The sequence below is a fragment of the Pseudomonas sp. LBUM1649 genome, from assembly GCF_059716155.1.
Window position 1 is genome coordinate 665,250 of the sequence record NZ_CP166807.1, and the last position, 25,330, is coordinate 690,579.

The 25,330-nt window shown below is 60.1% G+C and carries 21 protein-coding genes; 6 read left to right on the plus strand and 15 right to left on the minus strand.

Translation table 11 applies throughout. The annotated features are described in order from the left end of the window. The first annotated feature begins 162 nt into the window (after positions 1-162). Positions 163-990, plus strand: a complete 828-nt coding sequence (locus ACA058_RS02930) for a hypothetical protein (RefSeq protein ID WP_497637770.1) — start codon at positions 163-165, stop codon at positions 988-990. A 57-nt stretch (positions 991-1,047) separates the two neighbouring features. Then, positions 1,048-1,725, plus strand: a complete 678-nt coding sequence (locus ACA058_RS02935; protein WP_497637771.1) for a hypothetical protein — start codon at positions 1,048-1,050, stop codon at positions 1,723-1,725. Positions 1,726-1,751: 26 nt separating this feature from the next. Here ACA058_RS02935 and ACA058_RS02940 read toward each other — a convergent pair whose 3' ends face one another. From ACA058_RS02940 to ACA058_RS03005, 14 genes are all read right to left on the minus strand, one after another. Next, positions 1,752-2,348 (minus strand): MarC family protein, encoded by a 597-nt coding sequence (locus ACA058_RS02940; RefSeq protein ID WP_008058841.1) that lies wholly within the window; start codon positions 2,346-2,348, stop codon positions 1,752-1,754. A gap of 64 nt (positions 2,349-2,412) precedes the next feature. Then, positions 2,413-5,190, minus strand: coding sequence for a hybrid sensor histidine kinase/response regulator (locus ACA058_RS02945; RefSeq protein WP_497637772.1), 2,778 nt, complete (start codon positions 5,188-5,190; stop codon positions 2,413-2,415). 98 nt (positions 5,191-5,288) lie between these two features. Then, complete coding sequence (gene purD, locus ACA058_RS02950) at positions 5,289-6,581, minus strand: phosphoribosylamine--glycine ligase (RefSeq protein ID WP_497637773.1); 1,293 nt, start codon at positions 6,579-6,581, stop codon at positions 5,289-5,291. Between the two features lie 155 nt (positions 6,582-6,736). Beyond that, positions 6,737-8,344, minus strand: coding sequence for a bifunctional phosphoribosylaminoimidazolecarboxamide formyltransferase/IMP cyclohydrolase (purH, locus tag ACA058_RS02955; protein WP_497637774.1), 1,608 nt, complete (start codon positions 8,342-8,344; stop codon positions 6,737-6,739). An 81-nt stretch (positions 8,345-8,425) separates the two neighbouring features. Further along, positions 8,426-8,746, minus strand: coding sequence for a DNA-binding transcriptional regulator Fis (fis, locus tag ACA058_RS02960; protein WP_015093301.1), 321 nt, complete (start codon positions 8,744-8,746; stop codon positions 8,426-8,428). Next, the gene (dusB, locus tag ACA058_RS02965) at positions 8,743-9,753 is read right to left on the minus strand and encodes a tRNA dihydrouridine synthase DusB (RefSeq protein WP_497637775.1); all 1,011 of its coding nucleotides are present in this window, start codon (positions 9,751-9,753) and stop codon (positions 8,743-8,745) included. Before dusB ends, fis begins: the two co-directional genes overlap by 4 nt. 185 nt (positions 9,754-9,938) lie before the next feature. Further along, positions 9,939-11,189 (minus strand): DUF3426 domain-containing protein, encoded by a 1,251-nt coding sequence (locus ACA058_RS02970; protein ID WP_497637776.1) that lies wholly within the window; start codon positions 11,187-11,189, stop codon positions 9,939-9,941. A 30-nt stretch (positions 11,190-11,219) separates the two neighbouring features. Beyond that, positions 11,220-12,098 carry a 50S ribosomal protein L11 methyltransferase gene (gene prmA, locus ACA058_RS02975; RefSeq protein WP_497637777.1) on the minus strand — a complete coding sequence of 293 codons (879 nt, stop codon included), beginning with the start codon at positions 12,096-12,098 and terminating at the stop codon, positions 11,220-11,222. A gap of 288 nt (positions 12,099-12,386) precedes the next feature. Beyond that, positions 12,387-13,745, minus strand: a complete 1,359-nt coding sequence (accC, locus tag ACA058_RS02980; RefSeq protein ID WP_497637778.1) for an acetyl-CoA carboxylase biotin carboxylase subunit — start codon at positions 13,743-13,745, stop codon at positions 12,387-12,389. Positions 13,746-13,762: 17 nt separating this feature from the next. Further along, positions 13,763-14,227: an acetyl-CoA carboxylase biotin carboxyl carrier protein gene (gene accB / locus ACA058_RS02985; RefSeq protein ID WP_497637779.1), complete on the minus strand. Its 465-nt coding sequence runs from the start codon at positions 14,225-14,227 to the stop codon at positions 13,763-13,765. Between the two features lie 48 nt (positions 14,228-14,275). Continuing rightward, complete coding sequence (gene aroQ / locus ACA058_RS02990) at positions 14,276-14,728, minus strand: type II 3-dehydroquinate dehydratase (RefSeq protein ID WP_497637780.1); 453 nt, start codon at positions 14,726-14,728, stop codon at positions 14,276-14,278. Between the two features lie 132 nt (positions 14,729-14,860). Next, entirely contained in the window at positions 14,861-16,603 is a 1,743-nt protein-coding gene (locus ACA058_RS02995; protein ID WP_497637781.1) for a protein-disulfide reductase DsbD, read from the minus strand. A gap of 174 nt (positions 16,604-16,777) precedes the next feature. After that, the gene (locus ACA058_RS03000) at positions 16,778-18,724 is read right to left on the minus strand and encodes a methyl-accepting chemotaxis protein (protein WP_497637782.1); all 1,947 of its coding nucleotides are present in this window, start codon (positions 18,722-18,724) and stop codon (positions 16,778-16,780) included. Between the two features lie 51 nt (positions 18,725-18,775). Further along, positions 18,776-20,446 carry a diguanylate cyclase gene (locus ACA058_RS03005; protein ID WP_497637783.1) on the minus strand — a complete coding sequence of 557 codons (1,671 nt, stop codon included), beginning with the start codon at positions 20,444-20,446 and terminating at the stop codon, positions 18,776-18,778. Positions 20,447-20,699: 253 nt separating this feature from the next. On the opposite strand from ACA058_RS03005, the gene ACA058_RS03010 reads away from it, so the two are divergent. Both ACA058_RS03010 and ACA058_RS03015 read left to right on the plus strand, forming a co-directional pair. After that, a complete protein-coding gene (locus tag ACA058_RS03010) occupies positions 20,700-21,767 on the plus strand; it encodes a DUF2333 family protein (RefSeq protein WP_497637784.1) in 1,068 nt (355 codons plus the stop codon). A gap of 3 nt (positions 21,768-21,770) precedes the next feature. Continuing rightward, complete coding sequence (locus ACA058_RS03015; protein WP_497637785.1) at positions 21,771-22,340, plus strand: NUDIX hydrolase; 570 nt, start codon at positions 21,771-21,773, stop codon at positions 22,338-22,340. An 18-nt stretch (positions 22,341-22,358) separates the two neighbouring features. Here ACA058_RS03015 and ACA058_RS03020 read toward each other — a convergent pair whose 3' ends face one another. Next, positions 22,359-22,511: a hypothetical protein gene (locus ACA058_RS03020; RefSeq protein ID WP_497637786.1), complete on the minus strand. Its 153-nt coding sequence runs from the start codon at positions 22,509-22,511 to the stop codon at positions 22,359-22,361. Positions 22,512-22,641: 130 nt separating this feature from the next. Between ACA058_RS03020 and ACA058_RS03025 the strand changes: the two genes are divergently transcribed. Together ACA058_RS03025 and speA are read left to right on the plus strand one after the other, a co-directional pair. Next, complete coding sequence (locus ACA058_RS03025) at positions 22,642-23,013, plus strand: translation initiation factor Sui1 (protein WP_497637787.1); 372 nt, start codon at positions 22,642-22,644, stop codon at positions 23,011-23,013. Between the two features lie 219 nt (positions 23,014-23,232). After that, positions 23,233-25,146, plus strand: a complete 1,914-nt coding sequence (gene speA / locus ACA058_RS03030; protein WP_103397199.1) for an arginine decarboxylase — start codon at positions 23,233-23,235, stop codon at positions 25,144-25,146. Positions 25,147-25,330 lie beyond the last annotated feature (184 nt).

The window sequence follows — 25,330 nt, forward strand, 5'->3', positions numbered from 1 at the left end:
GGATTATTCGGGCTCTTTTGCTCGAATAATCCGCCTGTTGGCGTGTTGGTGCAGGGTTTACATATATGGAAATTTAATTGGGTTTGTTGCTCGGTAGGGGGGTGGGTTAGATTCGTTTTTACGCCCAGGAGGGCTGTAAACGAATTTAAAGGAATGTTGGATATGGAAAGTTTTGAAGATTCAAGCGCTCTCAAGGGTTGCACTGATTTGGGTAAGGCGCGTCTTGCCAGGGCCAAGGCACTATTGGTTAACGCCCCTCGTGCAAGAAGTTTAACGTCTGCTGACGACGCGGCTACTTCGAGTCCTACCAAGGCGCTGGATGCTTTGGTTTTGGGTAATTCACTCATCGGTTATGGCGATGGTATTTCCCTTGAGAACATGATGATTATCGAAAACCTCATAAGTTTTTCGAAGCTGGAGGCCGATCACGAAACTAAAAATGATCCGAATCCCGCTGCCTGGCATCGAGCATTTATCAATTGCATGTTGGATATGGGGTGTGCTGTTCCAATCCATGCGAGCGTGGAATACAACAAGCAGTCTGGATCAGGGACGATGAAAAATGTCGTTACCTCTATTGTCCAGGCGGGTATCGCTGCGGCAAAAGCTGCCATTCCCGGTGCAACGGTGCTGAGTGCCGTGGCAGACTCCACATTGACTGCTTTGGAAAAAGAACCTGAAACAGTGAAGTTGTTCAATTACGAAGTCATGTCAGCAAAAGGTGTGAAGCTGGCCATACTGCCATGTGAACAAGCGAAGAATGGCCTCATTATTATTTCCTTTTCGTCTGTTAATCATGAAAGTAATAAGTTTGGCGGCGAAGTTTTGTTCTTTGATCTCAAAGTCGCCAATGTTGATATTTACCAGGGTTCAAACTTTCTCACCTTTAATCCTTTTGCTTATGCTGAAGTAAAAGATGATATTGAGTCTGTCCTTGGGCTGCGGCGCAAAGACATGCGGAGCAAACGATTTGCGCGGCACAGGAAGTAAAAGTAGTCAGCCTGGGCCAGAGGCGTTGCCTCTGGTTCGCCCGAAGGATATTGGCATATGGATTATTCGATTTACATCAATGGCTGTTGCGTGCTGGCTGTATCAAAAGCGTTGTCGCCCACCACGAAACAAGATGTGATTGATACTTTACTTTTTACTCAGCTTGCTGCCGATGAAGACTTTCCTGACGATCCGAACGGCCAGGATTGGCTCGAGGCTTATAAAAGTATCTTGTTTGAGTGTGGCTGGATCTCCGATCGGCAAAACGTGACAACCGGTACGTTTACATCTATTGCTGAAAAGGCGTTTTCGTTGAGAGAGGCGTTTGCGACGGTCTTTGAAAACAATCTGAATGGTGAACAGGCGACTGTTTTTCTGGCAGCATTGGATAAGGTCGCCGAGTTACCGGACAAACTGAACGTGGAGCAGATCTTCCGTCAACAGGCAGCGCTGAATGTGAAGGGGCTGACGCGCATCAGGGCGTGCATTGGTGTGGTCAATGAACGTGGATCTTTGAATAGCGCTTCGGTTTTTTTTGATACTCGCGGATCAGTCGGCAAGCTTCTCACTGGGCGTGAATTTGCTTTTAGCGATCTGCGTGGCATGGTGAACGCATATTTTTACACCGCTCGTTTCAATGCAGGCATCTATGGCGAGTGCAGAGAGGATACCGTGCAGTGGCTAGGTGCACGGCGACAGTCTGAACGTCTCGAGATCGCCAGGCTGACGATTTAGCAGGTCCTGGCGGGTGCCTTGTGTATTCAGGGCACCAAATACCCCTTCACCCCGGTAAAGATAATCTGTGCCGCCAACGCACACACGAACAACCCCATCAACCGGCTGACGATCTGCAATCCCTGATCGCCGAGAATGCGTTCGATACGGTTGGACAGGTACAGAACGACCCCTACGGTAAAGCTGGCCAGGGCAATACTGACAATGGCCGTGAGTTTGTCGTCCCAGTGCGGCTGGCTGACGCCCATCACCAGCAGGGCACCGATAGTCCCGGGGCCGACCGTCAAAGGAATGGTCAGCGGGACTATGGTCACGTCCTGTTGCACATTATCGGTCTGCACCGCCGACTTGCCCTGGGCCATGCCCAACGCCGAGATGAACAGCACGCTGCCGGCACCGATGCGGAAGGCGTCCACGGTGATGCCGAAGACGCTGAAAATCACCCGCCCGAACAGGTACAGCAAGACGCTGGAGACCAGCGTGGCAATGGCCACTTTCCACGCCAGTCGACGTTGTTCCTTGCGCGAATAACCGCGGGTCAGGCTGATGAAGCAGGACAATACGAAGAACGGGCTATAGAGCACCAACATCTTCAGGTAAACGCTGAACAACACGTGGAGCATGGGGCAGGCTCACTGGTGAGGGAAGTCGAGGGGGAGTCTAACAGGCGCCGCGGGGTCTGTCGGCTCAGGACGTTGGCGTCGTCGCGCGGTTCTGCTGATCGCGCTGGGCAACCCAGTGTTCGATCAATTCGCGCAACTGCGAGAGCTCGACCGGTTTGGCCATGTGCCCATCCATGCCGGCCTGGCGTGCACGCTCCTTATGCTCGGCGAGGATGTGCGCGGTCAACGCCACCACCGGGGTGCGAGTGCGCTGATTGCCGACTTCCCAGGCACGCAGTTGCTGGGTCGCCGAAAAGCCGTCGAGAATCGGCATTTCGCAGTCCATCAGCACCAGGTCGTAGCGATGCGCCTTCATTGCCACCAAGGCTTCTTCGCCATTGCTGGCGGTGTCCGGTTGCAGATTGAGCTTGCCCAGCATGCCGCGGATGACCTTGGTCGAAATACTGTTGTCTTCGGCGACCAGAATGCGGAAATCGCTGGGAACCTTGACCGGCAGAGGCGGACCGGATGGCAGATGCTGCGGCACCGCCAGCCCTTTGTTGCGCTGGGTCAGTTCGTCGGCCAGGGTGGTCTTGAGGGTATAGCCGGCCACCGGTTTGGCAAGGATGCGTTTGATCCCCGAGTTGCGCGCGATGATCTTGCTCGGCGCATTGCTGATGCCGGTCAGCATGATCAGCAGGATGTCGTGGTTCAGGCTCGGGTCTTCCTTGATCTTGGCGGCCAGTTGCATGCCGGTCATGCCGGGCATGTTCTGGTCCAGCAGGACCACGTCGAAGTAGTCACGCAGGTGCGCCTTGGTGCGCAACAGCGCCAACGCTTCCTTGCCCGAGGATACGGCGCTCACGTTCAGGCCCCAGGCGCTGCACTGCTGCACCAGTACCTTGCGGCACGTGTCGTTGTCATCCACCACCAGCACCCGTGCACCCTGTAGCGGGCCATCGAGGTCGCAGGTTGGATGCTCAAGGCGGTCAGGGTCCAGCGGCAACGTGAGCCACAAGGTACTGCCCTGGTTGTTACCACTCTTGATGCCGAATTCGCCTTGCATCAGGCGTATAAGCTGACGGGCGATCACCAGCCCCAGATTACCGCCCAGGTGGTTGGTCGAGAGGAAATGCTTGCTGTGCAGTTCGGCGTGCATCAGCGCGTCGCGCTCTTCGGCATCCATTGGTTCGCCGCTGTCCTGCACGGCGATGCGCAGGCGTGGATGGCTGCTGCGTTCGTCGAGGGCGACAACGATCAGGATCTCGCCTTCGTCGGTTTTCTTCAGGGCGTTTTCCAGCAGGCTCAGCAATGTCTGGCGCAGGCGCGTCGGGTCGCCACTGATGACGCGCGGTACTTGTGGCTGAATGAAGCTGATCAGCTCAACGTTCTGCTGCTCGGCCTTGGCGCGGAAGATGCTCAGGCAGTCTTCGATCAGTGCGTTGAGATCGAACTGCACATCGTCCAGTTCGATCTGTCCGGACTCGAGCTTGGAAATGTCGAGAATTTCGTTGATCAATGTCAGCAGTTCGTTGCCCGCGCTGTGGATGGTCTGCACATAGTCGCGCTGCTTGACCGACAGCGGCGTGCCCAGCAACAACTCGGTCATGCCCAGCACGCCATTCATCGGGGTGCGGATCTCATGGCTGATCTTAGCCAGGAACTCGGCCTTGGCATTGATCTCGGCGTTACTGGCCGCCAGGTCACGACTGATGCTGAAACGCGCTTCGGTGATGCTGCGCTGGCGTTCGCTCAGGGCAATGCTCATCAACAGGCCACTGATGCAGATGAACGACAGCAGGGTGGTGATCAGGTCATGGGGTTCGATCAGGGTCAGCCCGAGCAAGGCCGGCAGGATGATCAGGGTACCAAGGTTGAACACCACCATGGCCGCCACGAATAGCCGTGCCGGGCGATAACCTTTTTGCCAGTGATAGGTGCTGACGAACAACATGGTCAGGCCGGCCAGGGCGACCAGTGCGTAGGTGATGATATTGAGCGGCAGCGTGTTGACGAACAACAGCAGCAGGCTGCAGATCATGATGAACAGGATGTCGCCCACTATCAGCTTGTTCAGCGGATGCGGTCCGAGGGGCTTGAAGAAGCGATAGGCAAACATCAGGCCGCTGGGGGCCGTCAGCAGCAAGGTCAGGTAGGCGCCGGGCGTTTGCACGGCCTGCCAGTTCGGTATCCAGGGTCCCGCCAGGTTCAACAACAGCACCAGGCTGAGCCCCAACAAGGCTTCGCACACCGCCAGCCAGACACTGCTGGTCGAGCGTGTATAGGCATAGCGGATGAGGTTGTGCAGGATCAGCATGCCAATGCAGCCCAACAGCAGTCCGTAGATCAGCGTCTGGTTCTGATTGGCGGCGGTGATGACCGCCGATTGCAAGGTGATGTAGGGTCGCAACTGGTGTTCGGAAACCAGTCGCAAGTAGACGTCCAGGGTCTTGTCGCTTTGCGGTAACGGCAGCATGAAGTCGCTGCTGGGCAAGGGGCGGTCCGCCAGGGGTTGCTCATTGCCTGTCTGTGACTGCTCGATCAGCTTGTCGCCGTCCAGCACATACATGTTGAAGTGCAACAGATCGGGCGCGAACACCCGCAGCAATTGTTCATGCTTGCCCGGTGCAAGCCGGAAACGCAGCCATAACGCACCCTCGGGCTCGGCCGCCGTGAGGTGGTCGAGTTCGATGGGGCTGAATTGATTGGTGTAACGGGCGGAGCGGATGTCGCTCAGCTGCAGGTCACCCTGTTCGTCGAGCAATACCGCCCAGCCACTGCCTTGCGCGGCCTGGGCCGGGAGCATGCAGAGCAAGGTCAGCAACGTGACGGTTAGACTTATGGCAATCCTGAGCCAGCGCACGGCGAAATCCCTTCGTAGGTTAATGCCAGAATATAACTATGCGCGGCGCCGGAATAGCCAGGCAAGGGTCGCAAGCCCCTGCCTGTCGCAATGTTGCCTTATTCCTGTTCGCCGCGCTCGCGGGCAATGGCGCGGTAGCCAATGTCCTTGCGATAGAAACAGCCTTCCCAATCGATTTCGGCTGCCAGTTTGTAAGCCTGCTGTTGGGCCGCATCGACGCTGGCGCCCATGGCCGTGGCGCAAAGCACTCGCCCACCAGCGGTCACGACTTGACCGTCCTTGAGCGCGGTACCGGCGTGAAAGACTTTGCCGTCCAGTGCCGCGGCTGCATCCAGACCATTGATGGCTACACCCTTGGCGTAGTCACCAGGATAGCCGCCTGCCGCCAGGACGATGCCGACGCTCGGACGTGGATCCCATTGCGCTTCGACCTTGTCCAGCGCCTGCGCCAGGGCTGCTTCGACCAGCAATACCAGGCTCGACTGCAAACGCAGCATGACGGGTTGGGTCTCGGGGTCACCGAAACGGCAGTTGAATTCGATGACTTTCGGGTTGCCAGCCTTGTCGATCATCAGGCCCGCATACAGGAAACCCGTGTAGACATTGCCTTCCTCGGCCATGCCGCGCACGGTCGGCCAAATCACCAGGTCCATGACGCGCTGGTGTACTTCGCAGGTTACAACCGGGGCAGGGGAGTAGGCACCCATGCCGCCTGTGTTCGGGCCGGTGTCGCCGTCGCCGACGCGCTTGTGGTCCTGGCTGGTAGCCATTGGCAAGACGTTCTTGCCGTCGACCATGACGATGAAGCTGGCTTCTTCGCCGTCGAGGAACTCTTCGATCACCACGCGCGAGCCGGCGTCGCCGAAGGCATTGCCTGCCAGCATGTCACGCACGGCGTCTTCCGCGTCGCGCAGGGTCATGGCAACGATAACGCCTTTTCCGGCCGCCAGGCCATCGGCCTTGATCACGATCGGTGCGCCTTTTTCACGCAGATAAGCCAGGGCTGGCTCGATCTCGGTGAAGTTCTGGTAGTCGGCAGTCGGGATCTTGTGGCGAGCCAGGAAGTCCTTGGTGAACGCTTTCGAACCTTCAAGCTGGGCAGCGCCGGCGGTCGGACCGAAGCAGTCCAGGCCACGGGAGCGGAACAGATCGACCACACCGGCGACCAGCGGCACTTCCGGGCCGACGATGGTCAGGGAAACGTTTTTCTCGGCAAAGTCCGCGAGTTGCTCAAGGGCCAGCACGTCGATGGCGACGTTCTCGCATTTGGCTTCGATGGCGGTGCCGGCGTTACCCGGTGCCACGAACACTTTCTGCACACGTGGGTCCTGGGCTACTTTCCAGGCCAGGGCGTGTTCGCGGCCACCGCTGCCAATGATCAAGACATTCATTTCAAAAACCTCGGATGACGCTAATTCTGAATGCAGCGCTGATGCTGCTTTTCTGTGGGAGCGAGCCTGCTCGCGAAAGCGGTATATCAGTCACATCATTATTGAATGTGCCGCCGTCTTCGCGAGCAGGCTCGCTCCCACAGTTGATCGATGTATCAATGACGGAAGTGGCGCATGCCGGTGAAGACCATGGCGATGCCGGCTTCGTCGGCAGCAGCAATCACTTCATTGTCACGCATCGAGCCACCAGGCTGGATCACTGCAGTGATGCCGACATTGGCCGCATTGTCGATACCGTCGCGGAACGGGAAGAATGCGTCGGAAGCCATGACTGCACCCTGTACCTGCAGACCGGCATGCTCAGCCTTGATCGCGGCAATACGTGCGGAGTTCACGCGGCTCATCTGACCCGCGCCGACACCGATGGTCTGACGGTTCTTGGCGTAGACAATGGCGTTGGACTTGACGTACTTGGCGACTTTCCAGGCGAAGATCAGGTCGTGGATTTCCTGTTCGGTCGGTGCGCGCTTGGTCACGACTTTCAGGTCATCGGCGCCGATCATGCCGATATCGCGGCTCTGCACCAGCAGGCCACCGTTAACACGTTTGTAGTCCCAGGCAGCGGCGCGGTCCGCCGACCACTCGCCACAGGCCAGCAGGCGCACGTTGGCTTTGGCAGCGACGATGGCACGGGCTTCTTCGCTGACGCTCGGGGCAATGATCACTTCGACGAACTGACGCTCGACGATGGCCTTGGCGGTCTCGGCGTCCAGTTCGCGGTTGAAGGCAATGATGCCGCCGAACGCGGATTCGGTATCGGTGGCGTAGGCCAGGTCGTAGGCCTTACGGATGCCGCCTTCGGCGTCCGGGCTAACGGCCACGCCGCACGGGTTCGCGTGCTTGACGATCACGCAGGCCGGCTTGACGAAGCTCTTCACGCATTCCAGCGCGGCATCGGTGTCGGCCACGTTGTTGTAGGAAAGCTCTTTGCCTTGGAGCTGGGTCGCGGTGGCGATGCCGACTTCCGCAGGCTTGGCTTCAACGTAGAACGCCGCGCTCTGGTGCGGGTTCTCGCCGTAGCGCATTTCCTGGGCCTTGATGAACTGGCTGTTGAAGGTGCGCGGGAATTCGCTGCGACCTTCTGTGCTGAGGGTGTCGGCCGCCTGGTTCACGGTGCCCATGTAGTTGGCGATCATGCCGTCGTAGGCGGCAGTGTGTTCGAAGGCCTTGAGCATCAGGTCGAAACGCTGGGCGTAGGTCAGGCCGCCGGCCTTGAGGTTTTCCAGGACGCTGGCGTAATCACTGGCGTTGACCACGATGGCCACGTCTTTGTGGTTCTTGGCCGCCGAACGAACCATGGTCGGGCCGCCGATGTCGATGTTCTCGATGGCGGTCGGCAGGTCGCAGCCCGGCTTGTTGATGGTGGCTTCGAACGGGTACAGGTTGACCGCTACCAGGTCGATCGGCTTGATGCCGTGCTCGTTCATGATGGCGTCGTCGATACCGCGACGACCGAGGATCCCGCCGTGGATTTTCGGGTGCAGGGTTTTCACCCGACCGTCCATCATTTCGGCGAAGCCGGTGTAATCCGCGACTTCCACTGCGGCAACGCCGTTGTCCTGCAGCAGCTTGAACGTCCCGCCGGTGGAGAGGATCTCAACACCCAGGGCTTCAAGCTCCTTGGCGAATTCGAGGATCCCGGTCTTGTCGGAAACGCTGATCAAGGCGCGGCGGATCGGCAGGCGGGTAGTCTGGTCGGTCATCTCAATTTCCATCAAAAGCAAAGGAGTCAGCAAAAAAGGCGACCGGTCTTACGCGGGCGCCTTTCTGGTTTGATTGAATGCTTACAGCAAATCGTACTGCTTGAGTTTCTTGCGCAGCGTGCCCCGGTTCAGTCCGAGCATCTCGCTGGCCTTGGTCTGGTTGCCCTTGACGTAGTTCATCACGCACTCGAGCAGGGGGGCCTCGACTTCGGAGAGCACCAAGTTGTACACGTCCGTGACGGCAGCGCCCTCAAGGTGGGCGAAATAATTGTGCAGCGCCTTCTCGACACTCCCGCGAAGGGTCTGGCCTTCTTCGCTTGGCGTATTGAGGTGCTGTTTCAAATTCACGTTGTCGCTCACGGGTGTGGTTCCACTCACTAAAGTCTCGGTCATCATCGTCATGCGGCCACCCACTCTCCGTCCCCTGTCAGGCTCTTGTAACGCCCGGCAAAGAACTCCCGAACGTTGGCGCATTGTGCTTCCGTACCATCCAAACGATTGAAGTGGGCGCGAAACTCCCTGGCGCCCGGCAAGGTTGCGAGATACCAGCCCACATGCTTTCGAGCAATGCGTACGCCCATCACGTCTCCATAGAAGGCGTGCAGCGCAACCAGATGCTCTAGCAGAATGCGTTCCACCTCGATCAGGTCCAGCGCCGGGAGCTTCTCGCCGGTACGCAGGAAATGGTCGATCTCGCGAAAAATCCACGGCCGCCCTTGGGCAGCCCGGCCCACCAACAGGCCATCGGCACCGGTCGCGTCGAGCACGTACCGGGCCTTCTCTGGCGAATCGATATCGCCGTTGGCGAAGACCGGCATCGACACCGCCTGCTTGATCGCGGCAATGGTGTCGTACTCGGCTTCGCCGGTGTACAGGTCAGCACGGGTGCGTCCATGCACCGCCAGCGCCGTAATGCCTGCCTGTTCGGCGATCTTCGCCACCGTCAGGCCGTTCTTGTTGTCCCGGTCCCAGCCGGTACGGATCTTCAGGGTAACCGGCACATCGACCGCGGCCACGACGGCCTGCAGGATCTCGGTTACCAATGCTTCATCCTTCAACAGTGCCGAGCCTGCAGCCTTGTTGCAGACCTTCTTGGCCGGACAGCCCATGTTGATATCAATAATCTGCGCACCCAGGTCGACGTTGGCCCGGGCTGCATCCGCCAGCATCTGTGCGTCACCACCGGCGATCTGTACCGAGCGTGGCTCGGGATCACCTTCGTGGATCATGCGCATACGTGACTTGCGGGTGTTCCACAGACTCATGTCGCTGGTGACCATTTCCGAGACTACTAGCCCCGCGCCCAATCGCTTGCACAGCTGACGAAAGGGTTGGTCGGTGACACCCGCCATCGGGGCGAGAATCAAGCCGTTATGTAATGTGTATGGACCGATGCGTACCGCCGACATAGGGCTTCCCTGTTGTGGGGCCGGATCATGAGAGTTCGAAAAAGGGTTGGCATGATACCCGCTCTCGATGACTGGATAAAGGCTGAATTGAACAAAATCTGAACAGTTATTCTGTTATCGCCAGCGGTTTGGTCCGGGCTGGCAAAGTCAGAAAGCCGTCGTCAATTGCCGATCAGTGAATCGTTTCACTCGGGCGAGTGGAAACTCAGGCTGTAATTCACCGCTTTGGCGCCCGGGTCGAGTATGTCCAGGGCGATGTGGATTGGCGTTTGCGGAGGCATTTCCACCCTGCCTTCGAGGTCGCCGTTGAGGTACTCGCCGGGTTTGAAGCGGCGGCTGGCGATCAGGTGGCCGTTGAGGTCGGCAAACCGCAGCTCCAGCAACGGGAAGGGCTGTGAGAAAGGGGCGCGGTTGTAGATGATCGCATCGACCACCAGGGCGCCGCTGAACTCCGGGTGGCTGCGGACCACCAGGTTGCTGCTCTTGATTTTCGCGATGTCGACCTTTGAGGGCACTGTGCAGCCGATTTGCGGGCACAGTTGCTGGAACCAAGGGCGGTACTGGTCCTGGCGTGCCAGCTCGTCGAAATGATAGGCGACGTACTGGCCGACGAGTGCGCCGGCCCCCAGCAGGATCAACAACAGCCAGAACAGCCGGCGACCCCATGGCGAGCGACGCTTTTGCCAATCCAGTTGCAGTGGATCGTCGGTCAGGTCCTGCAGCACTTCTGCTCGGCCCCCCGGGTCGCTGCGTTCGCGACGCTTGCGCAGTGGCTCGATCGAAGGCAGGTCGTCGTCGATCTCTGCGGTGGCCGTCATGCGTTCGTGATGTGCCGGGGGGACGAGCGGATCGTTCAGACGCAGCTGCAGGGGCTGCGGTTCATCGTCCAGGTCCACCGGTTCCAGTGACAGCGACGGTTCGGTGCGCGAAGGTTTGCTCGGCTCGCTCAGTGGCTGCGGTGTATCGAGCGCATCGAGCGCATCGAGCGTTTCAAGCGTGTCGGCCGCTTGGGCGCGATCGGCAGCCGATTCGCTGAACAGGCTGTCGGGCCAAGGGGTTTCGTCGTGCTCGGCGCTATCGCGGCGAGCGCTGAGCGTGTCTTCGCGGTGCCGGCCAAACTCAGTGGTCGGCTGGATTTCCCGCTGTTCAAGCCGGGCGAGTTCTTCGTCCAGGTCGAGACTGTCCAGGTCCAGCTCGGCGGCGCTCCATTGTTTTTGGCTGATGGCACGCTGCTGCGGCGGTTCGACGGTCTCCCGAGGTGCCGGCGTCGGCACGAGTGCATCCTTGCCGGCTTGCTCCAGCAGTTGCTTGGCGGCGTTGAACACCTGCAGGCATGAGCCACAGCGAACAACCCCGCGCGCCACGCTCAATTGAGCATGGTTGACGCGGAAGCTGGTTTGGCAATGCGGGCACTGGGTGACGAAGCTGTCGGTCATGCGGCGATCCGGTAGATGCAGGCGCCCATTCTAGCGCCGACGGCCAGTGATGCGCACCCAGCCATCGCGATTGGCGATCGGGTCCAGATCGAAGTCTTTGGCATAGGCTGCGGCCACTTCATCACCTTGCTCGGCGAGGATGCCCGACAGCGCCAGGCGACCGCCGGACTTGACCAGGCCGGACAGTTGCGGTGCCAGGGAGACCAGCGGGCCGGCGAGGATGTTGGCCACCAGCACATCGGCCTGAACCTGCGGCAGATCTTCCGGCAGGTACAGCGGGAACAGTTCGTCGGCGATGCCGTTGCGCCCGGCGTTATCACGGGAGGCTTCCAGTGCCTGCACGTCGATGTCGGTGCCCACGGCCTGTTTGGCGCCCAACAGCAGCGCGGCAATCGCCAGAATCCCCGAACCGCAGCCGAAGTCCAGTACGTTGCAGTCCTTCAGGTCCTGGCCGTCGAGCCATTCCAGGCACAGCGCGGTGGTCGGGTGAGTGCCGGTGCCGAAAGCCAGGCCCGGATCCAGCAGCAGGTTCACGGCGTCTGGCTCGGGAGCTGCGTGCCAGCTCGGCACAATCCACAGGCGCTGACCGAAACGCATGGGCTGGAAGTTGTCCATCCAGCTGCGTTCCCAGTCCTGATCTTCGATCACTTCGCTGTGATGCTCGGGCAGCGGGCTGCCGGTCAGCAACTCAAGGTGGGCCAGTACCGGGCCTGGCTCGGTGCCACCTTCGAACAGCGCCAGCAGGTGAGTGTGGGACCACAGTGGTGTGGTATTGAGTTCGGGCTCGAAGATCGGCTGATCTTCGGCGTCCATGAAGGTCACCGACACGGCGCCCACTTCAAGGAAAGCGTCTTCGTAGGTTTCGGCTTGTTCTGGGCTGATGGCGAGGCGGACTTGCAGCCAAGGCATGGCGGGCACCTTTGAAAAATATTGATTGCAGCCTAGCGGGCTGCGAGAAGCGCGCAAGTTTACGCGAGCGCGAAGGTTTTGTGGGAGTGGCTTGGCCTTATGCTCAGCGCACAGTTCCTTGTGGGAGCGAGTCTGCTCGCGAAGACGGTGTATCAGTCAACATTGATGTTGAATGTGCTGGCCTCTTCGCGAGCAGGCTCGCTCCCACAGGGAATGTGTTGTGGTTCGCAAGACATGCCCAGAAACAACAAAGCCGCCCGAAGGCGGCTTTGTTGATCGGGTCGAAGCTTAGTGCTTCTCGCCAGCCAGCTTGTGCTCGAGGTAGTGAATGTTCACGCCCCCTTTGCAGAAGCCTTCATCGCGAGTCAGATCACGGTGCAGCGGGATGTTGGTCTTGATCCCGTCGACCACGATCTCGTCCAGCGCATTGCGCATGCGCGCCATGGCTTCGTCACGGGTTGCGCCGTAGGTGATCAGCTTGCCGATCAACGAATCGTAGTTCGGCGGAACGGCATAACCACTGTACAGGTGCGAATCGACGCGAACGCCGTTGCCGCCTGGAGCGTGGAAATGCTTGACCGTGCCTGGGCTTGGCATGAAGGTTTTCGGGTCTTCGGCGTTGATCCGGCATTCCAGCGCGTGACCGCGGATGACTACGTCATCCTGGGTGAACGACAGCTTGTTGCCGGCGGCGATGCTGAGCATCTCCTTGACGATGTCGATGCCGGTGACCATTTCCGAAACCGGGTGCTCTACCTGGACACGAGTGTTCATCTCGATGAAGTAGAAGCGACCGTTCTCGTACAGGAACTCGAAAGTGCCTGCGCCGCGGTAACCGATATCGATGCAAGCCTTGACGCAGCGTGCGAGTACTTCCTCACGTGCGTTCTCGTCGATGCCCGGTGCCGGCGCTTCTTCGAGAACTTTCTGGTGACGGCGTTGCAGCGAGCAGTCGCGGTCGCCCAGATGGATAGCTTGGCCCTGGCCATCGGACAGTACCTGGACTTCCACGTGGCGCGGGTTGGTCAGGAATTTTTCCAGATAGACCATCGGGTTGCCGAACGCCGCGCCTGCTTCGGTGCGGGTCAGTTTGGCGAAGGAGATCAGGTCTTCTTCTTTATGTACCACGCGCATGCCGCGACCACCGCCGCCGCCAGCAGCTTTGATGATCACCGGATAGCCGACTTCACGACCGATGCGCAGCGCCGTTTCTTCGTCTTCCGGCAGTGGGCCGTCGGAGCCCGGAACGGTTGGCACGCCCGCTTCGATCATCGCGTGCTTGGCCGATACCTTGTCACCCATCAGGCGAATGGTTTCGGCTTTCGGGCCGATGAAGGCGAAGCCGGAGTTTTCGACCTGTTCGGCGAAGTCGGCGTTTTCCGCGAGGAAACCGTAGCCTGGGTGAATGGCGGTAGCGCCAGTCACTTCAGCGGCCGCGATGATGGCCGGGATGTGCAGGTAGGACTGGGCAGCGGATGCCGGACCGATGCAGACGGACTCGTCTGCCAGACCCAGGTGCATCAGCTCCTTGTCAGCCTTGGAGTAAACGGCGACGGTCTTGATGCCCATCTCTTTGCAGGCACGCAGAATCCGCAGGGCGATCTCACCGCGGTTAGCGATCAGAACTTTTTCCAACTTCGCAGTCATCAAAGGCTCTCCGCGGTTCAAACGATGGTGAACAGCGGTTGGTCGTACTCAACCGGCTGGCCGTCTTCGACGAGGATGGATTCGATCACACCGCTGGTTTCAGCTTCGATGTGGTTCATCATCTTCATGGCTTCAACGATGCACAGGGTGTCGCCTTTCTTCACGGTCTGGCCGACTTCCACGAAGGACGGCGAGGCTGGCGAAGACTTGCGATAGAACGTACCGACCATCGGCGAACGGGCAACGGTGCCGTTCAGCACGGGGGCGGCCGGAGCGGCAGGTGCAGCAGCGGCAGCCGGAGCGGCGGCAGCGACAGGCGCGGCAGCCGGAGCAGGCATAGGAGCCGGTGCGTAGTACTGCTGAGCCGGGGTCTTGCTATGACGGCTGATGCGTACGGACTCTTCGCCTTCCTTGATCTCGAGCTCGTCGATGCCGGACTCTTCCAGCAATTCGATCAGTTTCTTAACTTTACGGATATCCATGAATCATCAACTCCCAAGGGTCGGTCAGGGGCGTTTAACGCTTGTTGTTCAAGCTGTTGCCTGTGTTTCAAGCTGCTCTAGGGCGGCCTCCAGGGCCAGTCGGTAACCGCTGGCGCCAAGGCCGCAGATCACTCCCACCGCTACGTCGGAGAAGTAAGAGTGATGGCGGAAAGGTTCGCGTTTGTGCACGTTAGACAAATGCACTTCGATGAATGGGATGCTCACCGCCAGCAGCGCGTCACGTAATGCGACACTTGTATGCGTAAAAGCTGCTGGGTTGATCAGAATGAAGTCCACGCCTTCGCTGCGGGCGGCATGGATGCGGTCGATCAATTCGTACTCGGCATTGCTTTGCAGGTGCAGCAAATGGTGGCCGGCTTCACGGGCGCGGCGTTCCAGGTCCTGGTTGATCTGCGCCAGCGTCGTGGCGCCATAGGTGCCCGGTTCGCGGGTGCCGAGCAAGTTCAGGTTGGGTCCATGCAATACGAGTAGCGTTGCCATCGGCTGTTCCTTGGTTATCCGTGTGCATTTGTCAGAACCCGGCGACTATGCCGCAAAGCCTTTGTGACTGTCCAGTTCTCTGCAATAGCCAGCACGATGACCGATGTTTGCGCGAAATATATGACCGCCTGATTAAATCCGGTCATTCGCTTTGTCGACACGTTCGGCGAAGTCCTTGGCATTGATCTCGCCAATGACCCGCAAATCGACGCGTTCGACGCCGTCCTTGCCGAAAAACATCAATGCTGGAGGGCCAAACAGTCTGTAGCGGTCGAGTAGGGCGCGTTGTTCGGCGTTACTGGCGGTGATGTCGAAGCGGATCAGCCGATAGCCCTTGAGGCGTTCGACGACGATTGCTGCGTCAAGCACTTGGTGTTCGATGACTTTGCAGCTGATGCACCAGTCGGCGTACCAGTCGAGCAACAGCGGGGTGCCGGACGCCCGGGCTTCGGCGAGCACACGGTCGAGGTCTGCCGGGGTGCTGACGATTTGCCAGGCGCTGGGGTTTTGCGTTGGCTTGTTGCCCGCCACCATGGGCGGCTGACCGATCGGGTTGAACGGATCGGTCTGGCCGCTGAATGCGCCGTACCAACAGGCCAGCGCATAAAACAGCAGGAACATCCCGACCAATTGGCCCAGGCGTTTTCGCGGCGGTTTGTAGACGAACTCCAGTGCTCCCAGGAACAAGCCGACGCCAGCGGTCAGCAGGCCGATCAGCAGCAAGGTGATCTGCCCCGGCAGCACCCGGCTGAGCAAGGCGATCGCCAAGCCCAGCAACAACACGCCAATCGCGTTTTTCACGTAGATCAGCCACGGTCCGCTTTTCGGCAACCAGGCGGCACCGCCGGTGGCCACCAGTAACAGCGGTGCACCCATGCCCAGGCCGAGCATGAACAGTTTCAGGCCACCGCCCAGTGCATCGCCGCTGGCGCTGATGTACAGCAGAGCACCGGCCAGCGGTGCCGAGACGCAGGGCGAAACCAGCAGGCTGGAAACCACGCCCAATACCGCGGCGCCCCACAGCGAGCCGCCATGGGTGCGGCCGGCAATGCGGTCCAGCCGACTGCTGATGGCGTGCGGCAATTTGAGTTCGAAGACGCCAAACATCGCCAGGGCAAACAACGCAAAAAACATCGCGAACGGCACCAGCACCCAGGCCGATTGCAGGCGCGCCTGCAGATTGAGTTGGGCGCCGAACAGGCCCATTAACGCGCCCAGCAATGCGAAACAGGCGGCCATCGGCAGCACATAGGCCAACGAAAGATTGAAACCACGCCAGCCGCCGACCTGGCCTCGCAACACCACGCCGGAAAGGATCGGCAACATTGGCAGCACGCACGGGGTGAAGGTCAGGCCCAGGCCGGCGAGGAAAAACAGCACCAGTTCGCGCCAGTTCCAGGCATGGGTTGTCGTCGGGCCGTTGCTATCGATGCCCAGGCGCTCGGTTTCCGGTGGATAGCACAGGCCTTTGTCGGCGCAGCCCTGGTAGGTCACGACCAGCGTGAAGGCGCGTTGATCGGTGCGCGGCAGTTCTACATCGAGCACGCCGTGGTAAACCTCGACATCGCCGAAGTACTCATCGTGCTTTTGTTCGCCCTTGGGCAATTGCGCCGGGCCGAGGGTGACGTCGGCCGGATCGGCGCGGAACTGCAAGCGATGCCGGTAAAGGTAATAACCCTCGGCGGCGACGAAGCGCAGTTTGATCGATTGCGGCGTGCTTTCTACCAGGCTCAACTGAAAGGCTTCGCGCACCGGCAGGAAGTCGGCGCTGTTGTTGATCGAGCCCAGGGTCGAACTGGGGCGACTCTCCAGCAACCCGGCGGCGGTGGCCGGCAGGGCGAGTACTAAAAGCAGCAGGCAAAGCAAACGGCGCATGGCGATCTCGCGTATCGGAATTGGGGGGATGATAGCCGAGTGCGCGAGATAGGGTGATCGTTCCCACGCTCTGCGTGGGAATGCCTCAATGGACGCTCTGCGTCCGCTTTTGGGACGCGGAGCGTCCCGGGCTGCATTCCCACGCAGAGCGTGGGAATGCTCAGAGGGGGGCGGTCAGACGCGGAAGGCCTGGACGGCGGTATGCAGTCTCCCGCCCAACACCAACAAATTCTCCCCTTGCTCACGCCCCTGGCCGATACGCAGCAAGTTATCCCCACCCAGCTGGTGAATACGCTCACTGTGATCGCGGATTTCACTCACGGCGCCGCTCTGCTGGGCGGTGACATCGGCGATGCGTACCGCGGTGTCGGAAATGGTCTGGATCGCTCCGACGATTTTATCCAGCGCACCGTCCGCCGCCTGCGCCTGGTTGGCGGTGGCTTCGGCGTGTTCGACTTGGGCGCGCATGCCTTCGACCGACTGGCGCGCCGCGGTTTGCAGGCCGGCGATCAGGGTCTGGATCTCGGCCGTGGCCCCGGCGGTGCGTTGTGCCAGCGAGCGCACTTCTTCGGCCACTACGGCAAAGCCGCGGCCCATTTCCCCGGCCCGAGCCGCTTCGATGGCGGCGTTCAAGGCCAGCAGGTTCGTCTGGTCGGCAATCGAGCGGATCACCGTCAGCACGCCACCGATGGTCGCCGACTCTTCGGCCAGGTGCTCGATCATCTGCGCATTGCCTTGCACTTCTCCCACCAGCGCATGCAGGCCGGTAAGACTCAGGCCAATGACTCTCTGGCCGTGTTCGACCGCCTGGCCGGCATGGCGACTGGCGTCGGCGGCCTGGCTGGCGTCGCCAGCGACTTGCTGGATGGTCGCTTCCAGTTCGCCGAGGGAGTCGCGGATCATTGCCGTGTCACCGGCCTGGTGTTCGGCGCCGCTGTGCAGGTCATTGCTCAGCTCGGCCAGGGTTCGACTGCTGCCGGCGACCTGTTCGGCATTGAGGCGAATGGTCCCCACCAGGTCCACCAGATAGGCGCGCAAGCGGTTGAGCGAGGCTTCGATATCATGCAGTTCGCGGTTGGTGTTGCCCAGTTGGATGTCCCGGCTGAAGTCGCCTTCTGCCCAGGTCGACAAGGCCGGAGCGAGGTTGGTCAGGGTCCGGGCCAGGCGTCGTTGCAGGGTGTCGATCAGCAGGGCGATCAACAGAATCAAGCCGATCATCAGCCCTTGCATCATTCGGACTTCACTCTGGATCTGCCCGTGCTGGGCGCGGACTACCGGTTCCAGTCCGGCGATGGCTTGTTGCACGGCGGCGATTTTCAGGTGCGTCGCGGCACTGAGTTCGGCGCGTTTGTGGATTTGCTCGCGAGTGCGCGCCAGCTCCGCCGGGTAGCGGCCGAGCAGGCTGTTGAGCTCACGCTTGAAACCGACGCCGGCATCTTCGGCGGCGGCTTTCTCGGTGTTCTCCAGGCCCATCATCGCGGCGAAATCATCTGTGTTCGATTCACCGCTGGCCGCCACGCCCAATAACGGCAGAGCTTCCAGCTGTTCGGCCTGGCTGCGGATATTGGTGACTTCGCGCTCGACATCGGCGGCCAGTTCGCTGCGGCCGCTGCTGACCAGTTTGTCCCGGGCCAGTGACAGCTTGCCCAGGTGCTGGGAGGCGGTGAGTAGCGGGGTCAGGTAGCTCGCGTTGCCACTGGCGTACTGGCTGAGTTGATCAAGGCTGGCGCCCAGCTCTCGTTCGGCTTGCAGGAGCAGGGCCTGTGGGTCGCCCGCGAGTTTGCCGGCGGCCAGCAGATCGGTTTTGCTGAATTCGTCCAGGTTCGTCAGGCTCGGGCGCAAGGTTTCAGCCAGGGCCGGTGGCAACTCGCCGAGTTCCTTGTGCAGTTTGTCGATGGCCTGGCTGGCGCTGCTCAAGCGTAGCGCATCGCCGCTGGCGAGGTAATCCTCGATGTTGCGCGCCACGTCATTCTGGAACTGCTGGGACAACCCCAGATAGCGCTCCATTAACAGATAGGGGCGTTCGAGGGCTTTTTGCGACCACCAGAGTGTGGCGCCAAGGGCCACGCACACGGCAACTAAAAGAAGGGTATTGAGATTGGTCAGCAGTTTCAGGCGCATCACGGACTACCAACGGAAGAATGGTAAGTGCCTGAAGTTATTGCGTTTCTGTTACAGGGTTATGACTGTATCGGTCTCTTCAGATGAAAAAGTGGCACTTTGCTTTGATGTCCGGGCGGCCTGCACCCGATTGCGTCCCGCGCCTTTGGCACGGTACAGCGCCTCGTCCGCCTGGCTGGCCATCAACAGGCTGTCGGAGTGTTCGCAGAGGTCCACCACCCCGGCGCTGAACGTGCACCAGAGATCCTGGGGCTGCGCGGGATAATGAATCTCGGCAAAACGCTGGCGGATTTCATCGAGCACCTTGACAGCCGCTTCGAGGTCGGTGTCGGGCATGACAATGGCGAACTCTTCGCCTCCGTAGCGGCCGATGAAATCGGTCTTGCGCAAACGCTGCTTGAGGAACAGCGCCAGGCTCTTGATCACCCGGTCGCCCATGGGGTGGCCGTGGATGTCGTTGACGCGCTTGAAGTGGTCGATGTCGAGCATCGCAAAGCTCAGCGGCTTGCCCTCGCGGCGAGCGCGAAAGCTGCAGTCTTCGAGCAATTGCAGGATGTGCGTGTGGTTGTACAGGCCGGTGAGGCTGTCGCGCACCATTCGCGCCTTGAGGTTGCGTGCCCGTGCCGCCCTGTTGCGTACGGTGGTGATCAGGTGCCGGGGCTTGATGGGTTTGGTCAGGAAGTCGTCGCCGCCCTCGCTCATGGCGTCGAGTTGCTTGTCGAGGTCGTCCTCGGCTGACAGGTAAATGATCGGCACGCTGACATAGCGGTCGTTATGACGGATCACCTTGGCCAGTTCCGTACCGGTGCAGGCCGGCATGTACATGTCGAGGATAATCAGGTCCGGTTGAAAGTCCGCCAGCTCGGCCATGGCCTGGATCGGCTCGATCAGGGTCCGGGTAATGATCCCCGCGCTGTTGAGCAGGCGCTCGGTGTGCAAGGCCTGGGCGCGCGAGTCGTCAATGACCAGCACTTTATAGGGCTCGTACTGGGCGACGCAGGTCAGGACTTCGATTTTTTCCAGCAGGTTCGACGCTTCAAGGGTGCCGGTGAGGAATTCCTGGCCGCCGGCGCGCACGGCGGCGAGGCGGGTCGGGGTGTCGGTTTCATGCAGGCTGAAAAACAGCAGCGGCAAACGCTGGTCGAGACCTTCCTGGGCTTCGGCTGCCAGTTTCAAGCCGACGCCAGGGCCGCAGAAGTCCACGTCCATGACGATGGCTGCCGGCAGGCGCTCGACCATTGAGGAGCGGAATGCCGGCACACTCTCCAGGGCCTGGGCGCTGAGCCCGAAAAACTCCAGCTGCTTGGCCAGTCGCTCGGCACGGTCATGCTCCTGCAGCATCACATAGATCGGTTTGCGCAAGGGCGGCAGGAACGTTTGGTCGAGCTGATCGCCATGGCGCAGGCCGGTGCGGGACAGGCGTTGCATCAACCGGTTGAGGTCGCTGATGAGGCCGCTGCTGAGGCGTCCGCGATTGGCGTCGACGGCCTCCAGGGACTGGCCGATGTGACGCGCCAGTTGCGTGTGTTCCGGTTGTTCAAAGCGTTCGGCGAAACGCAGCAGGCGCAGGTTGGCCTCGCTCAGTTCCGCCAGTTCCTGGGTCGACCATTCAGTGCGCTGCAGGCGCTGCCATATCTCAAGAACCTGACGTGCTTGATGAATTACCCGCTGGGCAAAGTGGTGCTTGAGGCGCTCGCGGCTGGGGTCTTCTGGCTCGGTCATATCCTGACTACTGGTTAGGGGGTACGCTGAGGTCGACTGGTGGCTCTATGCTAGCATCTCTTTTCCGTTACATGAGTGTTGTAGGTTAATAATCTGCGGCACCAACCTATTTTCAGCCTTGGCGGGGTAAGGGATTCCCTTAGAGGTAATGGATAAATTTCGCTGTAAAGCGAACGGCGGGTGCCGGGCAAAGGCACGTTGTTGTATGGTTGTGGTCGAATCGATGAACTCAAGTAATTGAAAGGATATCGCCATGCTGGACTGGAAGAACCGCGCCGGTAGCGCGCCTGAACGTGCCGCTGAACCGAAGTCGGCTACCCGCAGTTATCTGGGCGGCCTGGTGTTCAGCCGGGCGTTGGCCACGCTGATTGGCCTCTACCTGCTGGTGACGATTGCTCTGGGTTGGTACTGGAGCGCGGAACCTGATCTGTTTCCGGTGCAGCAGAATGCGCAGCTGGCCGCCGAACGGGACGGCAAGCAGATGGTGGTCGGCTACACCACGGTGGAAACCCTCAAGAGTGTCGCCGGTACCTTGCTGAACAAGCCCGGCGGCTATATTTCCAACGACCGCCTGCCGCCTGGCCTGTGGATGGACAACATGCCGAGCTGGGAATATGGCGTGCTGGTGCAGGTGCGCGATCTGAGCCGTGCGCTGCGTAAAGACTTCGCCCGCTCGCAATCGCAGTCCACCGAAGACGCAGACCTGGCCAAGGCCGAGCCGCGCTTCAACTTCGACAATAAGAGCTGGGTGCTGCCCTCCAGTGAGTCTGAGTTCCAGGAAGGCATCAACTCCCTGACCCGCTATCAGACTCGCCTGTCCGACCCGAACCAGAAGAGCGCGCTGTTCTTTGCCCGTGCCGATAACCTGAACAACTGGCTGGGTGATGTCGGTACCCGTCTGGGTTCGCTGTCACAACGACTGTCGGCCAGCGTTGGCCGGGTCAAGCTCAACACTGCGCTGAAAACCGAAGTGGTGGCCCCCGGGCAGGTGCCGCAGGTCGATGAAGAGATCGTCGAAACCCCATGGCTGCAGATCGACAATGTGTTCTACGAAGCCCGAGGCCAGGCCTGGGCGTTGTCGCATTTGCTGCGCGCCATCGAAGTGGACTTCGCCGATGTGCTGGCCAAGAAGAACGCCACGGTCAGCGTGCGCCAGATCATTCGTGAACTGGAAGCGTCGCAGGAAGCGGTCTGGAGCCCGATGATCCTCAATGGCAGCGGTTTCGGCGTGCTGGCCAACCACTCGCTGGTGATGGCCAACTACATCTCCCGGGCCAACGCCGCCGTGATCGATTTGCGTCAATTGCTGAATCAGGGCTGAACCATGGCCGATAGCTCCATCGATAACCTGCGCGAAGCCGCCCATCGGGCGGCCTCGGATGCCGAACAGATCGCCTGGGTCGACGAGCAGGACAATTTGCTCGGCGCCCTGGTCCGATCCGACTTGCGCGAGCGCGGGCTGATCGGGCGCGGTACCTACATTATGTTGTTCAATTCCGCCGGTGAGCTTTGCGTACACCGGCGCACCCTGAGCAAGGCGATCTATCCGGGTTATTGGGACGTGGCGGCGGGCGGCATGGTGCTTGCCAGCGAAACCTATGCCGAGTCGGCCGCCCGTGAGCTGGAAGAGGAGCTGGGGGTGAGCGGGGTGGAGTTGACCGTTCATGACCACTTTTTCTTCGAGGACACCGGCAATCGCCTCTGGTGTTCGGCGTTTTCGGCGGTGTGGGACGGCCCGCTGATCCTGCAGCCGGAAGAGGTGCTGGAAGCGCGCTTCATACCCATTGAGGAAGTGCTCCGGGATATCGAGCAAAAGCCTTACTGCCCGGACTCTTTGGCGGCATTGAAGCGTTATCTTCGTGCCCGCGGCGAAGACGTCGCAAAAGAGGTATGAATTGGCGCCGATTGGCTCTTAGCAATCGGCGTTTTTGCCGTTACACTGCGCGACCTTTTCAAACTGTAACGGCATTGCTGTTCCTGTAGGAGCGAGCATGCTCGCGAAAAACGCAAGATCGACACGGGCCGCCTGATGCCCCGCGTCATCGTTGACGTCCATCGCGAGCATGCTCGCTCCTACAGTGAAATGAATGTTGTACCGTTTCAGTAGCGCTGCCCCTGCCTGAGTGGGGCTTCGCGGTCGATGGCACCTGCCCAGGTTGCCGCGACCAGTCTTTGTCCTCCCAAGAGGATTGCCGGTGGCCAAAAAAGCCGCATCCTTCGCCGCCCTTGGTGGCCTGGTATTTTCCACCGACGCAGGTCGTCATTGCCCGGAATGCAGTAAACCGGTGGACGCCTGCATCTGCAAACAGACCGTTATCCCGGCCGGCGACGGCATCGCTCGCGTGCGTCGCGAAAACAAGGGCCGTGGCGGCAAGACGGTGACCACCATCACCGGCGTGCCCTTGGCCGAAGACGCACTCAAGGAGCTGGCTACAACGTTGAAAAAACGCTGTGGTACCGGTGGGGCGTTGAAAGACGGGATCATTGAAATCCAGGGCGATCATGTCGAGCTACTCTTGGCTGAACTGATCAAGCACGGTTTCAAGGCGAAGAAGTCCGGCGGCTAGCAGCCTCTGTGAAAACCACCTGCGGCATGATCCAGACCTGCCTACCAGCAGGCCTGGCGTCGTCACCATGGTTTTCACAGAGCCTGTTCATGACCGGTTTCTAAACTCACTGCGGTCGGCGAGGTCTATCCCTTCGTTGACGAACCGTCATTATCATTCTTTAGACTGCGCCGGCCTGCATCCAGGCGACGCACTATGACTTCTTTATAGGGGACTTCAATGTCCGTACGACGCACACGCAAAGACGATGGCAGCCAATGGACAGTTGCGGACAGCCGCAGTGTTTACGGGATTCGCCATTGGGGGGCCGGGTATTTCGCGATCAATGACGCCGGTCGCGTCGAAGTTCGTCCCAACGGTCCGAGCAGTTCACCGATCGATCTGTTCGAGCAAGTCGACCAGTTGCGCAAGAGCGGCCTGTCCTTGCCATTGCTGGTTCGTTTCCCGGACATCCTGCAAGACCGCGTGCGTCAGCTGACCGGTGCGTTCGACGCCAACATCGAGCGCCTGGAATATCAGAGCAAGTACACCGCGCTGTACCCGATCAAAGTGAACCAGCAAGAAGCGGTGATCGAGAACATCATTGCCACCCAGAACGTCTCCATTGGCCTGGAAGCCGGCTCCAAGCCAGAGCTGCTGGCGGTGCTGGCGCTGGCGCCGAAGGGCGGCACCATCGTCTGCAACGGCTACAAGGACCGCGAGTTCATCCGTCTGGCGCTGATGGGCCAGAAGCTTGGCCACAACGTGTTCATCGTGATCGAGAAAGAATCCGAAGTCGGCCTGGTGATCGAAGAAGCCGCCTCGCTCAAGGTCAAGCCACAGGTCGGCCTGCGGGTGCGCCTGTCTTCCCTGGCCTCGTCCAAGTGGGCAGACACCGGTGGCGAGAAATCCAAGTTCGGCCTGTCGGCGGCGCAATTGCTGTCGGTGGTCGAGCGTTTCCGCGCGGCGGGCCTGGACCAGGGCATCCGCCTGTTGCACTTCCACATGGGTTCGCAGATCGCCAACCTGGCTGACTACCAGCATGGCTTCAAGGAAGCGATCCGTTACTACGGCGAGTTGCGCAACCTCGGCTTGCCCGTGGATCACATCGACGTCGGCGGTGGCCTGGGCGTGGACTACGACGGTACGCACTCGCGTAACGCCAGCTCGATCAACTACGACATGGACGATTACGCCGGTGTCGTGGTCGGGATGCTCAAGGAATTCTGCGACGCGCAGAGCCTGCCGCACCCGAACATCTTCTCCGAAAGCGGCCGCTCCCTGACCGCCCACCACGCCATGCTGGTGATCCAGGTAACCGACGTCGAGAAACACAACGACGACGTGCCACAGATCGAGAACAAGGAAGCGCTGCCGGAAACCGTGCAGTGGCTGGTGGACCTGCTGGGCCCGACCGACATCGAGATGGTCACCGAAACCTACTGGCGCGCCACGCACTACATGAGCGATGTCGCCGCCCAGTACGCTGACGGCAAACTGACCCTGGCCGAAAAAGCCCTGGCCGAGCAATGCTACTTCGCCGTATGCCGTCGCCTGCACAACTCGTTGAAGGCACGTCAGCGTTCCCATCGCCAGGTGCTCGACGAGCTCAACGACAAGCTGGCCGACAAGTACATCTGCAACTTCTCGGTATTCCAGAGCCTGCCGGACACCTGGGCCATCGACCAGGTACTGCCGATCATCCCGCTGCACCGCCTGGACGAAGAGCCCCTGCGTCGCGCGGTACTGCAGGACCTGACCTGCGATTCCGACGGCAAGATCAACCAGTACGTCGACGAGCAGAGCATTGAAACCAGCCTGCCGGTGCACGCCCTGAACGAAGGTGAGGACTACCTGCTGGGCGTGTTCCTGGTCGGCGCCTACCAGGAAATTCTCGGCGACATGCACAACCTGTTCGGTGACACCGACTCGGTGAACATCTATCAGAACGCCGACGGCAGCGTGTACCACGCAGGTATCGAGACCCACGACACTATCGAAGACATGCTGCGTTACGTGCATCTGTCGCCGGAAGAGCTGATGACTCACTACCGCGACAAGTGCGCCAATGCCCGCATCAGTGCCAGCGAGCGCACCCAGTTCCTCGATGCCCTGCGTCTGGGCCTGACCCGTTCCTCTTACCTGTCTTCCTGAGGTAAGCACTGCTCTCATCAGGTTGTCTGAAAATGTACCGTTTGCTGCGGAAATTTCAGATGACCTGGTGCGACAATTCTCTTTTTTCCAGCGAAAAGGACCGCATCTCGGCCGTCCAAGGGATTTCGTCCTCTTTTCGCGTAGGTCTTTTCCTAAGTTGTACTTCGCCTCTCTACTCGGCCAT